The organism is Enterobacter sp. BWH64, assembly GCF_001037645.1.
Lineage (GTDB): Bacteria > Pseudomonadota > Gammaproteobacteria > Enterobacterales > Enterobacteriaceae > Enterobacter > Enterobacter hormaechei_C.
In genome coordinates this window covers 3,644,235-3,657,889 of sequence record NZ_KQ089922.1, presented here as the reverse complement: position 1 = coordinate 3,657,889, position 13,655 = coordinate 3,644,235, and the positions used below count along the sequence as shown (strand labels likewise).

The window sequence follows — 13,655 nt, the reverse complement described above, 5'->3', positions numbered from 1 at the left end:
GCTAACTGATTCATAAATAATCAGTTAGCGATAAAGCGCTTCTCGTCTGTCAGCACCTGCAACAGCAAACTGAGCTGCGGCTTCTGGTCTTTCAGCTTCTCACCTTCGAGGTTATACGTCTGGTAATTGCCATTGCTGTTCAGCACCAGGGACAACGTTGGCGTGGTCACCACCAGCGTGTTTCCGCCAGCAGCCGTGACCCAGTTATGACGCCGCGTGGCGCTAAAGAGGTCTTGTCCCTGCGAGTACTCAATTGCCGGTGTGCTGACGTGCAGCAGCCGTTGCATTAACGTGGTCATGACGTCTTTATGGTCGGTGAGCATGTTGATGCGCTGCGCGGGAGTGCCCGGCCAGTGGATCACCAGGGGAACATGCAGGTTCGGACGCGACCACTCCATGCCCTTCGCCTCGTCGCCGAGCGGCACGCCATGCCCCGCCGTGATAATCACGACCGTATTATCCAGCTTGCCCGCGTCGCGCAGGGCGGTCAGCACGCGGCCGATCTGCGCATCGACATCGCCCGCCGCACGGCTATAGCGGCGCGCGAAGCCTTTCTGATTGCTGTCATCAAGCGTTGTGCCGTTAAACGCAACCCAGGAGAACCAGCGGTTATCTTCCTGCGCATAGCGCTTCAGCCAGTCTATCCACTGGTCAGCGGTCCGATCGTCAGACTGGCTCTGCGCGGCGGGCAGTGAGAAATCAGACAGCAGCGCCTGGCGGTACAGCGAGCTGTTGAAACCATCAGAGGCGAACAGCCCCAGCTGGTAGCCCTGCTGATTAAGCCCGGTAATCAATGCCGCCGGAATACGGGCCGACAGCACGCCGTCCATATAGCTCGGTGAAATGCCGTAGAACAGGCCGAAAATACCCGCGTCGGTCGAATTACCGGAGCTCATATGCTGAGTGAATACGATGTTGTTCTCAGCGAATTCAGCCAGCGCCGGCATCTGCTTCTCATAGCGGGAATAGTTCAGGCCATCGACGGTAATCAGCAGCACGTTCTGACCGCGGCCCATGTCGCGATATTTCAGATCGCTCAGGGGATACTGCACGCTGACCGCTTCAGGATTACCCTGTTCGACCAGACGACGCTGATACTCCTGCGCGTCCAGCAGGCCGTGTTTTTCGAGGAAACGACGCGCCGTCATCGGATAGGAGAGCGGCAGATTTGCGCGCTGCATGGTAATCGGGCGGTAGAAGTTCGCATCTGCCCAGATATACATCAGGTGCGAACCGATAAATGAGGCGAAAAAGAGCGCCGCGACGGGCTTCGCATAATGGCGGCGTCGGGTCAGACTGCGGAGTTTTTGCCAGCTCCACGTGGCGAACAGCATTTCGATCAGCAGGATAATCGGCACGCTGATAAACATCAGCTGCCAGTCGCGCGCGGTCTCGTTCTGATCCGGGTTAATCACCAGCTCCCAGACGACAGGATTCAGGTGCAGGTGGAAACGGGTAAAGACTTCGCTGTCGATCAGCAACAGCGTCATGCCCGCCGTCGCAAGAATGGCGGACAGGAAGCGCATCAGCCGCTGCGACATGACGATAAACGTCAGTGGGAACAGGATCAGCAGATAGGTGGCGAAGACCAGAAAGCTAAAGTGACCAACAAGGCTCATCCACGAGTAGATGCGCCCGGTTAACGTGGTTGGCCAGTCCGCCACAAACAGATAACGGCAGCCGAGCACCATCGCCAACAGAATGTTGAACAGGGCAAACCAGTGCCCCCAGCTGACCATCTGGGAGACTTTTTCACGGTAGCGCTGACGATTCGTCACCATAAACTGTTGTTCGTTTCCCTTAGTGTGCCTGGTCGTCGCTAACGGAGGACTGCAAAGCCTGGGCGAAAGATTTGGCGATCGCCTGACGCTGAGCCGGAGCAACGCTGGTATTGATCAGGTTGGTAACCATATTTCCCAAAACCATCAGGGAGAGATCGGTTGGCGTTTTATGTTTTTCCAGTACGTTGACCAGCTCACTGAGCAATTGTTCAACGTGTTCGTCACTGTAGCGGGAATGTTGTGGCATAAATCAAAATCAGTTTGTTGAGAGAAGGGCGACATATTACCGTAGCAACAGCTTTTTTTCCCCTTTTTTATCTTCTGTTGCACACATGCGTTGGTGGTGGTTGAATACCGCCCGGTCTAAAAGGAGAGTTTATCATGAGTCTGGAAATCAACCAGATTGCCTTGCACCAGCTTATCAAGCGTGATGAGCAAACCCTTGAAGTGGTGCTGCGCGATTCGTTACTGGAACCAACGCCTACCGTTGTCGAGATGATGGCGGAGTTGCATCGCGTCTACAGCGCGAAAAATAAAGCCTATGGCTTGTTCAGCGAAGAGAGCGAACTGGCGGATAGCCTGCGCCTGCAACGTCAGGGCGAAGAGGATTTCCTGGCATTCAGCCGCGCTGCTACTGGCCGTCTGCGTGACGAGCTGGCGAAATATCCCTTCGCCGATGGCGGTATCGTCCTGTTCTGCCACTACCGCTATCTGGCGGTAGAGTATCTGCTGGTCACCGTGCTGAATAACTTAAGCAGTATGCGCGTGAACGAGCAGCTGGATATCAGCTCAACGCACTACCTGGATATCAACCATGCGGATATTGTGGCGCGTATCGATTTAACCGAATGGGAAACCAACCCGGAATCAACGCGCTATCTGACCTTCCTTAAAGGCCGCGTGGGCCGCAAAGTGGCGGATTTCTTTATGGACTTCCTCGGCGCCAGCGAAGGGCTGAATGCCAAAGCGCAGAACAAAGGTCTCCTCCAGGCGGTGGATGACTTTACGGCTGAGGCGCAGCTTGATAAATCTGAGCGTCAGACCGTGCGTCAGCAGGTTTACAGCTACTGCAACGAGCAGTTACAGGCTGGAGAAGAGATTGAGCTGGAGTCGCTGTCCAAAGAGCTGGCAGGCGTCAGCGAAGTCAGCTTCCAGGAATTTACTGCGGAAAAAGGCTATGAGCTGGAAGAGAGCTTCCCGGCGGATCGCAGTACGCTGCGTCAGCTGACGAAATTTGCCGGTAGCGGCGGTGGGTTAACCATTAACTTTGATGCCATGCTGCTCGGGGAACGTATCTTCTGGGACCCGGCCACCGACACGCTGACCATTAAAGGCACGCCGCCGAATCTGCGCGACCAGCTTCAGCGTCGCACCTCAGGCGGTAAGTAACAGCCATAAAAAAACCCCGCAAACGCGGGGTTTTTCTCGACAGGTTTGCGATTACGCGCGAACGAAGTCGATGTGAGTCAGTTTTGGCTTGAACGCGTGACGCTGAACAGCCTGAACTTTCACTTTTTCTTCTTTACCGTCAACAACGATGGTCAGAACTTCGCTGTAGAATTCAGCTTTGTTCTGCATGTTCCATACTTTGTCGTGATCCAGTTCAATAGCAACTGGAGCAGCTTCGCCACCGTAAACGATAGCCGGGAACTTGTTTGCGGTACGCAGGCGGCGGCTCGCACCCTTACCCTGCACGTTACGTACTTCTGCTTCGATAGTGAACATTGATTTCTCTCTGTATTTAAAACCCTACTACAGGCGACCCAGCAGCAGGTGAGTGTTCTGCCTCACGGATGTGGAGCGGGCGGCATTTTATACTCAAATGGCTCGCGCATCAACGAAAAGTCCCGTTAACCGCGCAATTCGTTTGCCCGGCGAAAGCGTCCTTCATAGTCAAAGACCTTCTCACGCACCTGCCAGAACTGCCCTTTTTTACGGGCGACAACAAAATCAGGATGGCGCAGTAACGCCTGCTGGCGCACGATATCGGCCACGGTTATCCAGCGCAGCGGCACGCCAGGCGTGCGGGTATGCGGGCGGATAAAGAGCTGCTCGAACGCGGTGCGCTGGGCGGGCGTCTGGACCCGGAACCGCTCGCTGACGTCTGCGCCATCCTCGTCGTAGTAGGTAATTTTTAGCCACTCGCCTTTTTCATCCGCGCCGGGCTGTAAGGCCATGCCGGAACAGCGCAGCACCAGCGCATCTTTCAGCTTCAGCGCCGCTTTCAGCATGTCGTCCGGGTCGACCAGGACCGTGTCGCACTCCCGACAGCGGCGGGCGGCAATGTCGTTTTCGGCATTGCACTGCGGGCAGTTTTTGAAGCGGAAGCGGAAGTCACACTGTTCGCGATGGCCTTCATCGTCTTCAAACCAGCCCTGACAGCGGCGGCCAAAATGTTCGATCAGCGTGCCGTCGGCGGTGGTTTTCCCCCAGAAGGTGTTGGCAAACCCGCAGGCAGGGCAAAAAACCTGAACGGGCACGTTGTCGCTCTTGCCTTTTGGCGTGCCGACTTCCGGCGAATAGAGATCGTGCGGGTTACCGGCGTAATCAAGGATCAGACAGTCGGTTTTGCCCGGCGCCAGACGCAGCCCGCGGCCAACAATCTGCTGATACAGGCTGACGGATTCCGTCGGGCGAAGAATCGCAATCAGGTCGACGTGCGGGGCGTCAAAGCCGGTGGTTAGTACGGAGACATTCACCAGATAGCGGAACCGCTGAGCTTTGAAGTCCTCAATCAGGCTGTCGCGCTCCAGGCCGGGGGTTTCACCGGTAATTAACGCCGCGTCGTCGGCGGGCAGCAGCCCCGTAATTTCGCGCGCGTGTTCGACAGTGGCAGCAAAAATCATCACCCCTTTGCGCGTTTGCGCGAACTCTTCAATCTGGCTGATGATATGCGGCGTGATCCGCTTCTGTTTTTTCAGCTCATGGTTAAGATCTGCCTCGCTGAACAGCCCGTTGCTCTGCGCCTGTAAACGGCTGAAATCGTACTGCACGACGGGCATATCCAGCCGCTCCGGCGGCGTCAGGTAGCCGTGCTTGATCATGTAGCGCAGCGGAAGCTCATAGATACAGTCGCGGAACAGGGCCTTTTCATCGCCACGCACCATGCCGTGATAATGAAACTGATAAATCCAGCCCTTGCCCAGACGAAACGGCGTGGCGGTGAGGCCAAGCAGACGGAGGTGAGGATTCACCTTTTTCAGATGAGTGAGGATTTGCTGATACTGGCTGTCGTCGTCATCGCTGATGCGGTGACACTCATCGACAATCAGCAGGGAAAACTCGCTGCGAAACAGTTCCAGGTTGCGCGCAACGGATTGTACGCTGCCAAACACCACTTTTCCGTGGCTCTCTTTGCGCTTCAGTCCGGCGGCAAAAATGTCGGCCTCCAGGCCGAGCGCGCAATATTTGGCGTGGTTTTGCGCCACCAGCTCTTTGACGTGCGCCAGCACCAGCACGCGTCCGCGGGCCAGGCGCGCCAGTTCGGCAATCACCAGGCTTTTACCGGCTCCGGTCGGGAGAACGATGGCGGCGGGCTCCCGATGCTTGCGAAACCAGGCGAGGGTGGCATCAACGGCTTCCTGCTGATAGGGGCGTAATGTGAACGTCATGGCTTCTCTATTCAGTTAACTCGCATATAGTATGCCACGAAACTTTTTCCCTTGAGTGGCGCAACCAGACCATTATACTGAACTGTTTCTGACTGCTTCTTTTTCGGACGCGTAGTCCGACTTCCAGCACCATTAAGGCTAAAAAGATTTCATGCGACTTGATAAGTTTATCGCTCAGCAACTCGGCGTAAGCCGCGCTATTGCCGGGCGTGAAATTCGCGCCAGCCGCGTAACCGTGGACGGCGACATTGTGAAAGACAGCGCTTTTAAACTCCAGCCTGAGCACCAGGTGGAGTATGACGGCAACCCGCTGACCCAGCAGAATGGCCCGCGCTACTTCATGCTCAACAAACCGGAAGGTTACGTCTGTTCAACGGACGATCCGGATCACCCGACGGTGCTCTATTTCCTCGACGAACCTGTGGCGCACAAGCTGCATGCGGCAGGGCGACTGGATATCGATACTACCGGCCTGGTGCTGATGACCGATGACGGCCAGTGGTCGCATCGCATCACCTCCCCGCGCCATCACTGTGAGAAAACCTATCGGGTGATGCTTGAGTCTCCGGTCTCGGATGACACGGCAGAGCAATTCGCGAAAGGCGTTCAGCTGCATAATGAGAAGGATCTGACCAAACCGGCGGTGCTGGAAATCCTCACCCCCACGGACGTCCGTCTGACCATCAGTGAAGGCCGCTACCATCAGGTAAAGCGGATGTTTGCCGCCGTGGGCAACCACGTTGTGGGGCTGCATCGTGAACGTATCGGCGCGATTGAACTCGATCCAGACCTGGCCCCAGGGGAATATCGCCCGCTGACGGAAGAAGAGATTGCCAGCGTCGGGCTGCCTTCACGCTAAATTCAGGAGAACCCTGTGACCACCAGGCCACACTCGTCGTTTAAAATTGTATTTATCCTTGGCCTGCTGGCCATGCTGATGCCGCTGTCTATCGATATGTATCTGCCCGCGCTGCCGGTGATTTCCGCGCAGTTTGGCGTACCGGCAGGCAGCGCGCAGATGACGCTCAGCACCTACATTCTTGGTTTTGCCCTCGGTCAGCTCTTTTATGGACCAATGGCCGACAGCCTGGGGCGTAAACCGGTTATCCTGGGCGGGACATTGATATTTGCCGCGGTGGCGGTGGCCTGCGCGCTGGCGCAGAGTATCGATCAGCTGATTGTGATGCGCTTCTTCCATGGCCTGGCGGCGGCTGCGGCAAGCGTGGTGATTAACGCGCTGATGCGCGACGTCTACCCGAAGGAAGAGTTCTCACGCATGATGTCGTTCGTCATGCTGGTCACGACAATTGCGCCGCTGGTCGCCCCCATGGTGGGCGGGGCGGTCCTGGTGTGGTTCAGCTGGCATGCGATTTTCTGGATCCTGGCGATTGCCGCGCTGCTGGCCTCGGTGATGATCTTCGTCTTTATCGATGAAACGCTGCCGGTCGAGCGCCGTCAGAAGTTCCACGTTCGCACCACGCTTGGCAACTTTGCCTCGCTGTTTCGCCATAAGCGTGTGCTGAGCTATATGCTGGCCAGCGGCTTCAGCTTTGCCGGAATGTTCTCGTTCCTGAGCGCGGGGCCGTTTGTGTACATCGAACTGAACCATGTGTCACCCCAGCATTTTGGTTACTACTTCGCGCTGAATATTGTGTTCCTGTTTGTGATGACCATTATCAACAGCCGCTTTGTCCGGCGGGTTGGGGCGCTGAATATGTTCCGCGCCGGGCTGTGGATCCAGTTCGTGATGGCTATCTGGCTGGTATTGAGCGCGTTGCTGGGCGTCGGTTTCTGGGCGCTGGTGGTGGGCGTGGCGGCGTTTGTCGGCTGCGTGTCGATGGTTTCATCCAACGCGATGGCGGTGATCCTCGACGAATTTCCGCATATGGCGGGCACCGCCTCGTCGCTGGCAGGAACGTTCCGTTTCGGAATTGGCGCGATAGTCGGGGCGCTGCTCTCGACGGCGACGTTTAATACCGCCTGGCCGATGCTGTGGGCGATTGCCCTCTGCGCGACCTGCTCCATTCTCTTCTATCTTTACGCCAGCCGGCCGCGAAAGACGGCGCATAAATGACCACTTAAGGCCCGTGACGGGCCTTTTTGTTGACCCATATCAACCAACCCTCCGTTCGTTTACCCTGTGTTTGTTTCTTTTATGTAAAATCTATTTATGTAAAAAGTCACATCATTGTATTTAAAAAGGTTGAGTTAGATCGCAGAAACGGGTACATATAGCGCCGACGCGAGCCTGCAACGCCTATAAAATCCGCTAAACAGTGCAGGTTGGCGATGATGTGTTACTATAAATGTAAATAAATTGTGAAGTAAATTTGCTTCCGGGGATCTGAACGTGAATACATTACAACTCTCCATTGTCCATCGCTTGCCCCAGAGCTATCGCTGGTCGACGGGTTTTGCAGGTTCGAAAGTTGAACCGATTCCGCAAAGCGTTGCCGGGGAGGATAATTGTCTGGTGGCCCTCAAACTGCTCAGCCCGAGCGATGAAAATGCGTGGCCGGTCATGGAACGTCTCAGCCAGGCGCTGACGGACATCGAAGTGGACAGCTCCGTGCTGGAATGCGAAGGTGAGCCGTGCCTGTTTGTTAACAGCCAGGATGAGTTTGCCGCCACCTGTCGTCTGAAAAACTTCGGCGTGGCCATTGCCGAGCCGTTCTCCGGTCAATATCCTTTCTGAGTGCTAGTCAGCGGACAATAGCTGGCGTGTGTAATCCTGCGTCGGCGCGGTGAATACGCGCTGGCACTCTCCCTGCTCAACGACTTCTCCCTGCCGCAATACCACCACCTGATGGCAAAGCGCACGCACCACCTGTAAATCGTGGCTGATAAAGATATAGGCCAGCCGATGCTTTTCCTGTAGCCCCTTCAGCAGCGCCAGAATTTGCGCCTGCACGGTGCGGTCCAGGGAAGAGGTTGGCTCGTCCAGCACGATCAGCTCCGGTTTCAGGATCAGCGCGCGGGCAATCGCTATACGCTGGCGCTGTCCGCCGGAAAACTCAGCCGGATACCGGTGCCGGGTCTCGGGATCTAAACCCACTTCCGCCATCACCCGCATCACGTCGATTTCACGCTGTTGCGCCGTCATTGTCGGCTGGTGGACGCGCAGGCCCTCTTCAATAATCTGTAATACGCTCAGGCGCGGGTTAAGCGAAGAGTTTGGATCCTGAAATACCACCTGCATCCGCGGACGCACGGGAAGCATCATCCGGCGATTCAGGTTTTGCAGCGGCATGCCGTCAAAAACAATGCTTCCCTGAGAGGCGATCAGGCGCAGCAGCGCCAGGCCGGTGGTGCTTTTGCCTGAACCGGACTCGCCCACAAGCCCAAGCGATTCGCCCGGACGCAGAGCGAAGCTCATGTCTTTCAGAACATGATTGTGATCGACCACGCGACGCAAAATGCCTTTGCGGATCGGGAATGACACCGACAGCCCCTCAACCCTCAGCAACGGCGCGCTGTCAGCGTTAAGCGGAACCGGGTCGCCAGCGGGTTCGCTATCGAGCAGGCGCTGTGTATACGGGTGCTGAGGCGCGCTCAGCAGGGCGGATGCCCGGTTCTGTTCCACGCAGCGGCCGTTTTGCATCACGGCCACCGCGTCAGCGAGCTTTTTCACGATGCTCAGGTTGTGCGTAATAAACAGCAGGCTCATGTTCAGCTCGTCGCGCAGTTTGCGCAGCAGTTGCAGAATTTGTGCCTGTACCGTGACGTCCAGCGCGGTAGTAGGTTCATCGGCAATCAGCAGTTCGGGGCGCGTGAGCAGGGCCATTGCAATCATCACGCGCTGGCGCTCGCCGCCGGAAAGCTGGTGCGGGAAATCGTTCAGCCGTTTCGCCGCATTACGGATACCGGTGCGTTCAAGGCAGTCCAGAATTTCACCCCGCGCTGCCTCTTTACGCATTCCCCGATGAAGTGACAGCACTTCATAGAGCTGTTTTTCCAGGGTATGCAGTGGGTTGAGCGACACCATCGGCTCCTGAAAAATCATGGCGATGTTGTTGCCACGAATGCCGCGCAGGGTTTGCTCGTCAGCGTTCAGCAGCGATTGTCCATGGAACAGAATATCCCCCTGCGGATAGCTGACCGGCAGGGAAGGGAGCAGGCGCAGCACCGACAGCGCCGAAACGCTCTTACCGGAGCCGGATTCCCCGACCAGCGCCAGCGTCTCTCCGCGCTGGATCTGCAACGATAAATCCGTCACCACCGTGCGTGATTCGCCCTGTTTTGAAAACGCAATCGACAGGTTCTCTATACTCAGAAGAGGCCGGGTCATGTCATACCGCCTTGTTGGGATCGAAGGCATCGCGCACGGCTTCGCCAATAAAAATCAGCAGGGAAAGGAGCACCGCCACGGAGAGGAATGCGGCGATGCCCAGCCAGGGGGCCTGGAGATTGTTTTTGCCCTGCAACAGCAGTTCGCCAAGGGACGGTGAGCCCAGCGGCAAACCGAAACCAAGAAAATCAAGCGACGTCAGGGTGGTAATGGAGCTGCACAAAATAAACGGCAGGAAGGTGAGGGTCGCCACCACAGCATTGGGAAGCATGTGGCGGAAGATGATTGCGCCATCGCTCACGCCTAACGCCTGCGCAGCGCGAATATAGTCGTAATTCCGCGTACGCAGAAACTCCGCGCGCACCACGCCGACCAGCGCCATCCAGCCGAACAGGACGGTGATCCCGAGCAGCCACCAGAAGCCAGGCTGTACCACGCTGGACAGCAGGATAATCAGAAACAGCGTCGGCATACCGGACCAGACTTCAATCACGCGCTGTCCCCATAAATCTATTTTACCCCCGTAATAGCCCTGCACGGCGCCCGCCACAACGCCCATTACGCTGCTAAAGAGCGTCAGCAGCAGCCCAAATAGGAGCGAGATGCGGGTGCCATAGAGAATGCGCGCCAGCACATCGCCGCCGTTGGCGTCCGTTCCCAGCCAGTTTTGCGCGGAAGGCGGCGAAGGGAAGGGGGTGGACGTGGCGAAGTTAATACTGTTCGCGCCAAAACGAATCGGCGCCCAGATAGCCCAGCCGTGCTGCGCTATCTGTTCTCGTAACCAGGGATCCTGGTACTCGGCTGGCGTCGCAAACGGGCCGCCAAAATCGCTTTCGCTGTAGGTGGCCAGCACCGGCACATACCAGCGGTCTTTGAAATGCACCAGCAGGGGCTTATCGTTGGCAATCAGTTCCGAACACATACTTAAGGCGAACAGGACGGCGAAGATCCACAGCGACCAGTAGCCGCGACGGTTGTGGCGAAAGCGCGCCCAGCGGGCCTGATTGACGGGGCTTAAACGCGACATCAGCGACCCTCAAAATCGATACGGGGATCGACCAGCGTATAGCTGATATCGCTGATGATGTTCAGCAGCAGGCCGATCAGGGTGAAAATGTAGAGTGTGCCAAACATCACCGGATAATCACGGGAGACGGTGGCCTCATAGCCCAGCAGCCCTAATCCGTTGAGCGAGAACATCACCTCTATCAGCAGCGAGCCGGTAAAAAACATACTGATGAACGTGGCGGGGAAACCGGCAATCACCAGCAGCATGGCGTTACGAAAAACGTGCTTCCACATGATCTGCTTTTCACCGACGCCTTTGGCGCGCGCGGTGACGACGTACTGTTTGCGGATCTCATCAAGAAAGGCGTTTTTGGTCAGCATCGTAAGCGCCGCAAAACCGCCGATGACCGTCGCCAGCACCGGAAGCGTGATGTGCCAGAAGTAATCGGTGATTTTCTGATACCACGGCAGGGTGCTGAAATCCGCAGAGACCAGCCCGCGCAGCGGGAAGAGGTCGAAATAACTGCCGCCGGCGAAAAAGACAATCAGCAGCACGGCAAACAGAAACGCCGGGATAGCGTAGCCGATGATAATGAATGTGCTGCTCCAGATATCGAAACGGCTACCGTTGTAGACCGCTTTTCGGATCCCCAACGGAATGGAGACCAGATAAATAATCAGCGTCCCCCACAGTCCGAGCGTGATGGAAACCGGCAGGCTTTGTTTGATCAGGGTTAATACCGAGGCGCTGCGAAACAGGCTGTCGCCAAAATCGAAACGGACATAATCCCAGAGCATCCTGAAATAACGCTCGTGCAGCGGCTTGTCAAAACCATAGCGATGGGTGATCTCGGCGATCACCTCCGGATCCAGTCCGCGACCGCCCCGGTAGTGGCTTTCGCTGATGTTGCCCACGCCCGTCCGGGCATGGCTGGCCCCCATTCCTTCACCGCCGCCGCCCGGCATGCCGCCAGCGTAACCAAATTCTATTGCCGCAATTGCCTGGTCCACCGGACCGCCGGGGGCGATCTGGACGATAAAAAAGTTAATGGTAATGATGGCCCACAGCGTCGGGATCACTAACAGCAGCCGGCGGATAAGATAAGCGCCCATCGTCACTCCTTAACGCCGCTCTGCGGGCAGTTTTGCGGCTTTATTCACGTCATACCACCAGGTGTCAAAGCCGAGGGTGTAGACCGGGCGAACGGCAGGCAGGGAGAATTTATCCCAGCGGGCCACGCGATCTTCGCCCATATACCACATCGGCAGCATGTAATAGTTCCAGGTTAAGACCCGATCGAGCGCGCGGCCAAGCGGCAGAAGCTTGTTCTTATCGCCCTGAGCGGCGACAATTTTTGCAATCAGCGCATCAATCACCGGGCTCTTTACGCCCGGGGCGTTGTAGGAGGAGTCGATATACCCCGATGCCCAGGAGATTTGCAGATCTGAACTTGGCCACGGCTGCGCGGCCCACAGGGTCTGCATCATGTCGTAATCGCGACTGCGCTTGCGGTTGGTTAACTGGGCCATATCGACCTGGCGGATATTCATGGTGACGCCAAGCCGGGCAAGGTTCTTCTTAAATGGCAGCACCCACTGATCGTTTGCGCCGGAGGCAATCAGCAGTTCGAAGCTGAGCGGTTTACCGGTTTGCACATTAACCCGTTGCCGATTTTTCAGCACCCAGCCAGCATCATCCAGCAGGTTGCTGGCTTTCAGCAGGTTGTCCCGGTCGAACCCGTTTCCGTCGGATTTGGGCGGTTCAAATACGCGGGTGAACACCTCCGGCGGAAGCTCCGCTTTCATTGGCGCCAGCAAAACCAGCTCGTCCGCGTGGGGATAATCACGGGCGGCATATTCAGTATTCTGGAAATAGCTGTTCGCCCGGCTGTAGGCTCCGTAAAACAGCGCTTTGTTCATCCATTCGAAATCAAACGCCAGGGTAATGGCTTCACGCACCCGACGATCGGAAAAAACCGGGCGCTGAATATTAAACGCCAGCCAGCGCGTGTCCTGCGCGGATTCGTTTTTGTGTTCGTCTTTAACGATATAGCCTTTCGCGAAATTTTTTCCGATATAGCGGGTCGCCCAATTTTTGGCGCTGTTCTCGACACGTAAATCAAACGCGCCCGCCTTAAATGCCTCGAAGGCCACGTTATCATCCAGGTAGTAGTCGTAGCGGATTGTATCGAAGTTCCAGCGGCCCCGGTTTACCGGCAGCGTGGCTGCCCAGTAATCTTTCACCCGGGAATAGATCACGTACTGGCCCATTCGCCAGTCGGTAATGCGATACGGCCCTCCGGCCAGCGGCGGGGTAGAGAGGGGATCGCTCAGCTTATGATTTTTCCAGAAGGATTCGGGCATGACGGGCAGGGAGAACAGGCTCAGCATATTCTCTTTGTTCGGCTCAGGGAGTTCGATTCGCACGGTCAGCGGGGCGATGGCTTTCACCGTGGTGCCCTTGTACACCAGACGAAACTGCGGCACGCCTTCGGTCATAAATTTATGAAAGGTGAATGCCACGTCACGGGCGCTAACCGGCGTACCGTCGTGAAAACGCGCCCGCGGATTAATCGCGATTTCTGCCCAGCTGAAATCATCGGCGTATCGCACGTTCTCGGCGACCAGGGGATAATAGCTGCCGGGCTCGTCGTCGGAGGTGACGAACAGCGTGTCATAGAGGGATTCGGTACGCGCTGCCGCCACGCCGCGCAGGGCAAAGCGGTTAAAGTTGTCAAACGTTCCCGTGGCGGAAAGCGTCACGTTTCCGCCTTTCGGGGCGGCGGGGTTAACGTAATCGTAGTGGTTAAAGTTAACCGCGTACTTCGGCTCGCCAATGACGGCAAAGGCCGTGCTCTCTTTGATGGTCTGCGCCTGGCTCGACAGGCTCACCAGCGCCAATAGCGTCAACACAACGCGCATAATCATAGTGCGGCGGATCCCTTTGTTCACAGGCAGGCTCGGTTG

12 protein-coding genes are annotated in these 13,655 nt (G+C 56.7%); 4 read left to right on the top strand and 8 right to left on the bottom strand.

Annotated elements, in window-relative coordinates:
• Positions 1 to 20: 20 nt before the first annotated feature.
• Both yejM and SK50_RS17420 read right to left on the bottom strand, forming a co-directional pair.
• Positions 21 to 1,781, bottom strand: coding sequence for an LPS biosynthesis-modulating metalloenzyme YejM (yejM, locus tag SK50_RS17425; protein ID WP_017383404.1), 1,761 nt, complete (start codon positions 1,779 to 1,781; stop codon positions 21 to 23).
• Between the two features lie 19 nt (positions 1,782 to 1,800).
• Entirely contained in the window at positions 1,801 to 2,028 is a 228-nt protein-coding gene (locus SK50_RS17420) for a YejL family protein (protein WP_001135586.1), read from the bottom strand.
• Between the two features lie 134 nt (positions 2,029 to 2,162).
• Between SK50_RS17420 and yejK the strand changes: the two genes are divergently transcribed.
• Entirely contained in the window at positions 2,163 to 3,170 is a 1,008-nt protein-coding gene (gene yejK, locus SK50_RS17415; protein WP_017693031.1) for a nucleoid-associated protein YejK, read from the top strand.
• A gap of 51 nt (positions 3,171 to 3,221) precedes the next feature.
• On the opposite strand, the gene rplY is transcribed toward yejK, so the two are convergent.
• Positions 3,222 to 3,506, bottom strand: coding sequence for a 50S ribosomal protein L25 (rplY, locus tag SK50_RS17410; protein ID WP_015572298.1), 285 nt, complete (start codon positions 3,504 to 3,506; stop codon positions 3,222 to 3,224).
• 125 nt (positions 3,507 to 3,631) lie between these two features.
• Positions 3,632 to 5,392, bottom strand: coding sequence for a DEAD/DEAH box helicase (locus tag SK50_RS17405; RefSeq protein ID WP_015572299.1), 1,761 nt, complete (start codon positions 5,390 to 5,392; stop codon positions 3,632 to 3,634).
• Between the two features lie 151 nt (positions 5,393 to 5,543).
• On the opposite strand from SK50_RS17405, the gene rsuA reads away from it, so the two are divergent.
• From rsuA to SK50_RS17390, 3 genes are all read left to right on the top strand, one after another.
• Positions 5,544 to 6,251 carry a 16S rRNA pseudouridine(516) synthase RsuA gene (gene rsuA, locus SK50_RS17400; protein ID WP_017383401.1) on the top strand — a complete coding sequence of 236 codons (708 nt, stop codon included), beginning with the start codon at positions 5,544 to 5,546 and terminating at the stop codon, positions 6,249 to 6,251.
• A gap of 15 nt (positions 6,252 to 6,266) precedes the next feature.
• Positions 6,267 to 7,466 carry a Bcr/CflA family multidrug efflux MFS transporter gene (locus tag SK50_RS17395; RefSeq protein ID WP_045614620.1) on the top strand — a complete coding sequence of 400 codons (1,200 nt, stop codon included), beginning with the start codon at positions 6,267 to 6,269 and terminating at the stop codon, positions 7,464 to 7,466.
• 276 nt (positions 7,467 to 7,742) lie between these two features.
• Entirely contained in the window at positions 7,743 to 8,087 is a 345-nt protein-coding gene (locus SK50_RS17390; RefSeq protein ID WP_003859372.1) for a YejG family protein, read from the top strand.
• A gap of 3 nt (positions 8,088 to 8,090) precedes the next feature.
• Here the strand turns inward: SK50_RS17390 and yejF are convergent, their stop codons facing one another.
• Genes yejF through SK50_RS17370 form a run of 4 tightly spaced genes read right to left on the bottom strand, consistent with a single transcriptional unit; the run spans position 8,091 to position 13,616 of the window.
• On the bottom strand, positions 8,091 to 9,680 hold the full coding sequence (gene yejF, locus SK50_RS17385; RefSeq protein WP_048229755.1) for a microcin C ABC transporter ATP-binding protein YejF: 1,590 nt from the start codon (positions 9,678 to 9,680) through the stop codon (positions 8,091 to 8,093).
• 1 nt (position 9,681) lies between these two features.
• Positions 9,682 to 10,707 (bottom strand): microcin C ABC transporter permease, encoded by a 1,026-nt coding sequence (locus tag SK50_RS17380; RefSeq protein WP_017693033.1) that lies wholly within the window; start codon positions 10,705 to 10,707, stop codon positions 9,682 to 9,684.
• Complete coding sequence (locus tag SK50_RS17375) at positions 10,707 to 11,801, bottom strand: microcin C ABC transporter permease YejB (RefSeq protein WP_048229754.1); 1,095 nt, start codon at positions 11,799 to 11,801, stop codon at positions 10,707 to 10,709. Before SK50_RS17375 ends, SK50_RS17380 begins: the two co-directional genes overlap by 1 nt.
• Positions 11,802 to 11,810: 9 nt before the next feature.
• The gene (locus SK50_RS17370) at positions 11,811 to 13,616 is read right to left on the bottom strand and encodes an extracellular solute-binding protein (protein ID WP_017383396.1); all 1,806 of its coding nucleotides are present in this window, start codon (positions 13,614 to 13,616) and stop codon (positions 11,811 to 11,813) included.
• Between the last annotated feature and the right edge of the window lie 39 nt (positions 13,617 to 13,655).

What these genes read in the sequence shown, in the direction of transcription:
- SK50_RS17405 (WP_015572299.1), bottom strand. Translation starts at nt 5,392, where the DNA reads ATGACGTTCACATTACGCCCCTATCAGCAGGAAGCCGTTGATGCCACC.
- SK50_RS17380 (WP_017693033.1), bottom strand. Translation starts at nt 10,707, where the DNA reads ATGTCGCGTTTAAGCCCCGTCAATCAGGCCCGCTGGGCGCGCTTTCGC.
- yejM (WP_017383404.1), bottom strand. Translation starts at nt 1,781, where the DNA reads ATGGTGACGAATCGTCAGCGCTACCGTGAAAAAGTCTCCCAGATGGTC.
- SK50_RS17420 (WP_001135586.1), bottom strand. Translation starts at nt 2,028, where the DNA reads ATGCCACAACATTCCCGCTACAGTGACGAACACGTTGAACAATTGCTC.
- SK50_RS17375 (WP_048229754.1), bottom strand. Translation starts at nt 11,801, where the DNA reads ATGGGCGCTTATCTTATCCGCCGGCTGCTGTTAGTGATCCCGACGCTG.
- rplY (WP_015572298.1), bottom strand. Translation starts at nt 3,506, where the DNA reads ATGTTCACTATCGAAGCAGAAGTACGTAACGTGCAGGGTAAGGGTGCG.
- yejK (WP_017693031.1), top strand. Translation starts at nt 2,163, where the DNA reads ATGAGTCTGGAAATCAACCAGATTGCCTTGCACCAGCTTATCAAGCGT.
- SK50_RS17370 (WP_017383396.1), bottom strand. Translation starts at nt 13,616, where the DNA reads ATGATTATGCGCGTTGTGTTGACGCTATTGGCGCTGGTGAGCCTGTCG.
- yejF (WP_048229755.1), bottom strand. Translation starts at nt 9,680, where the DNA reads ATGACCCGGCCTCTTCTGAGTATAGAGAACCTGTCGATTGCGTTTTCA.
- rsuA (WP_017383401.1), top strand. Translation starts at nt 5,544, where the DNA reads ATGCGACTTGATAAGTTTATCGCTCAGCAACTCGGCGTAAGCCGCGCT.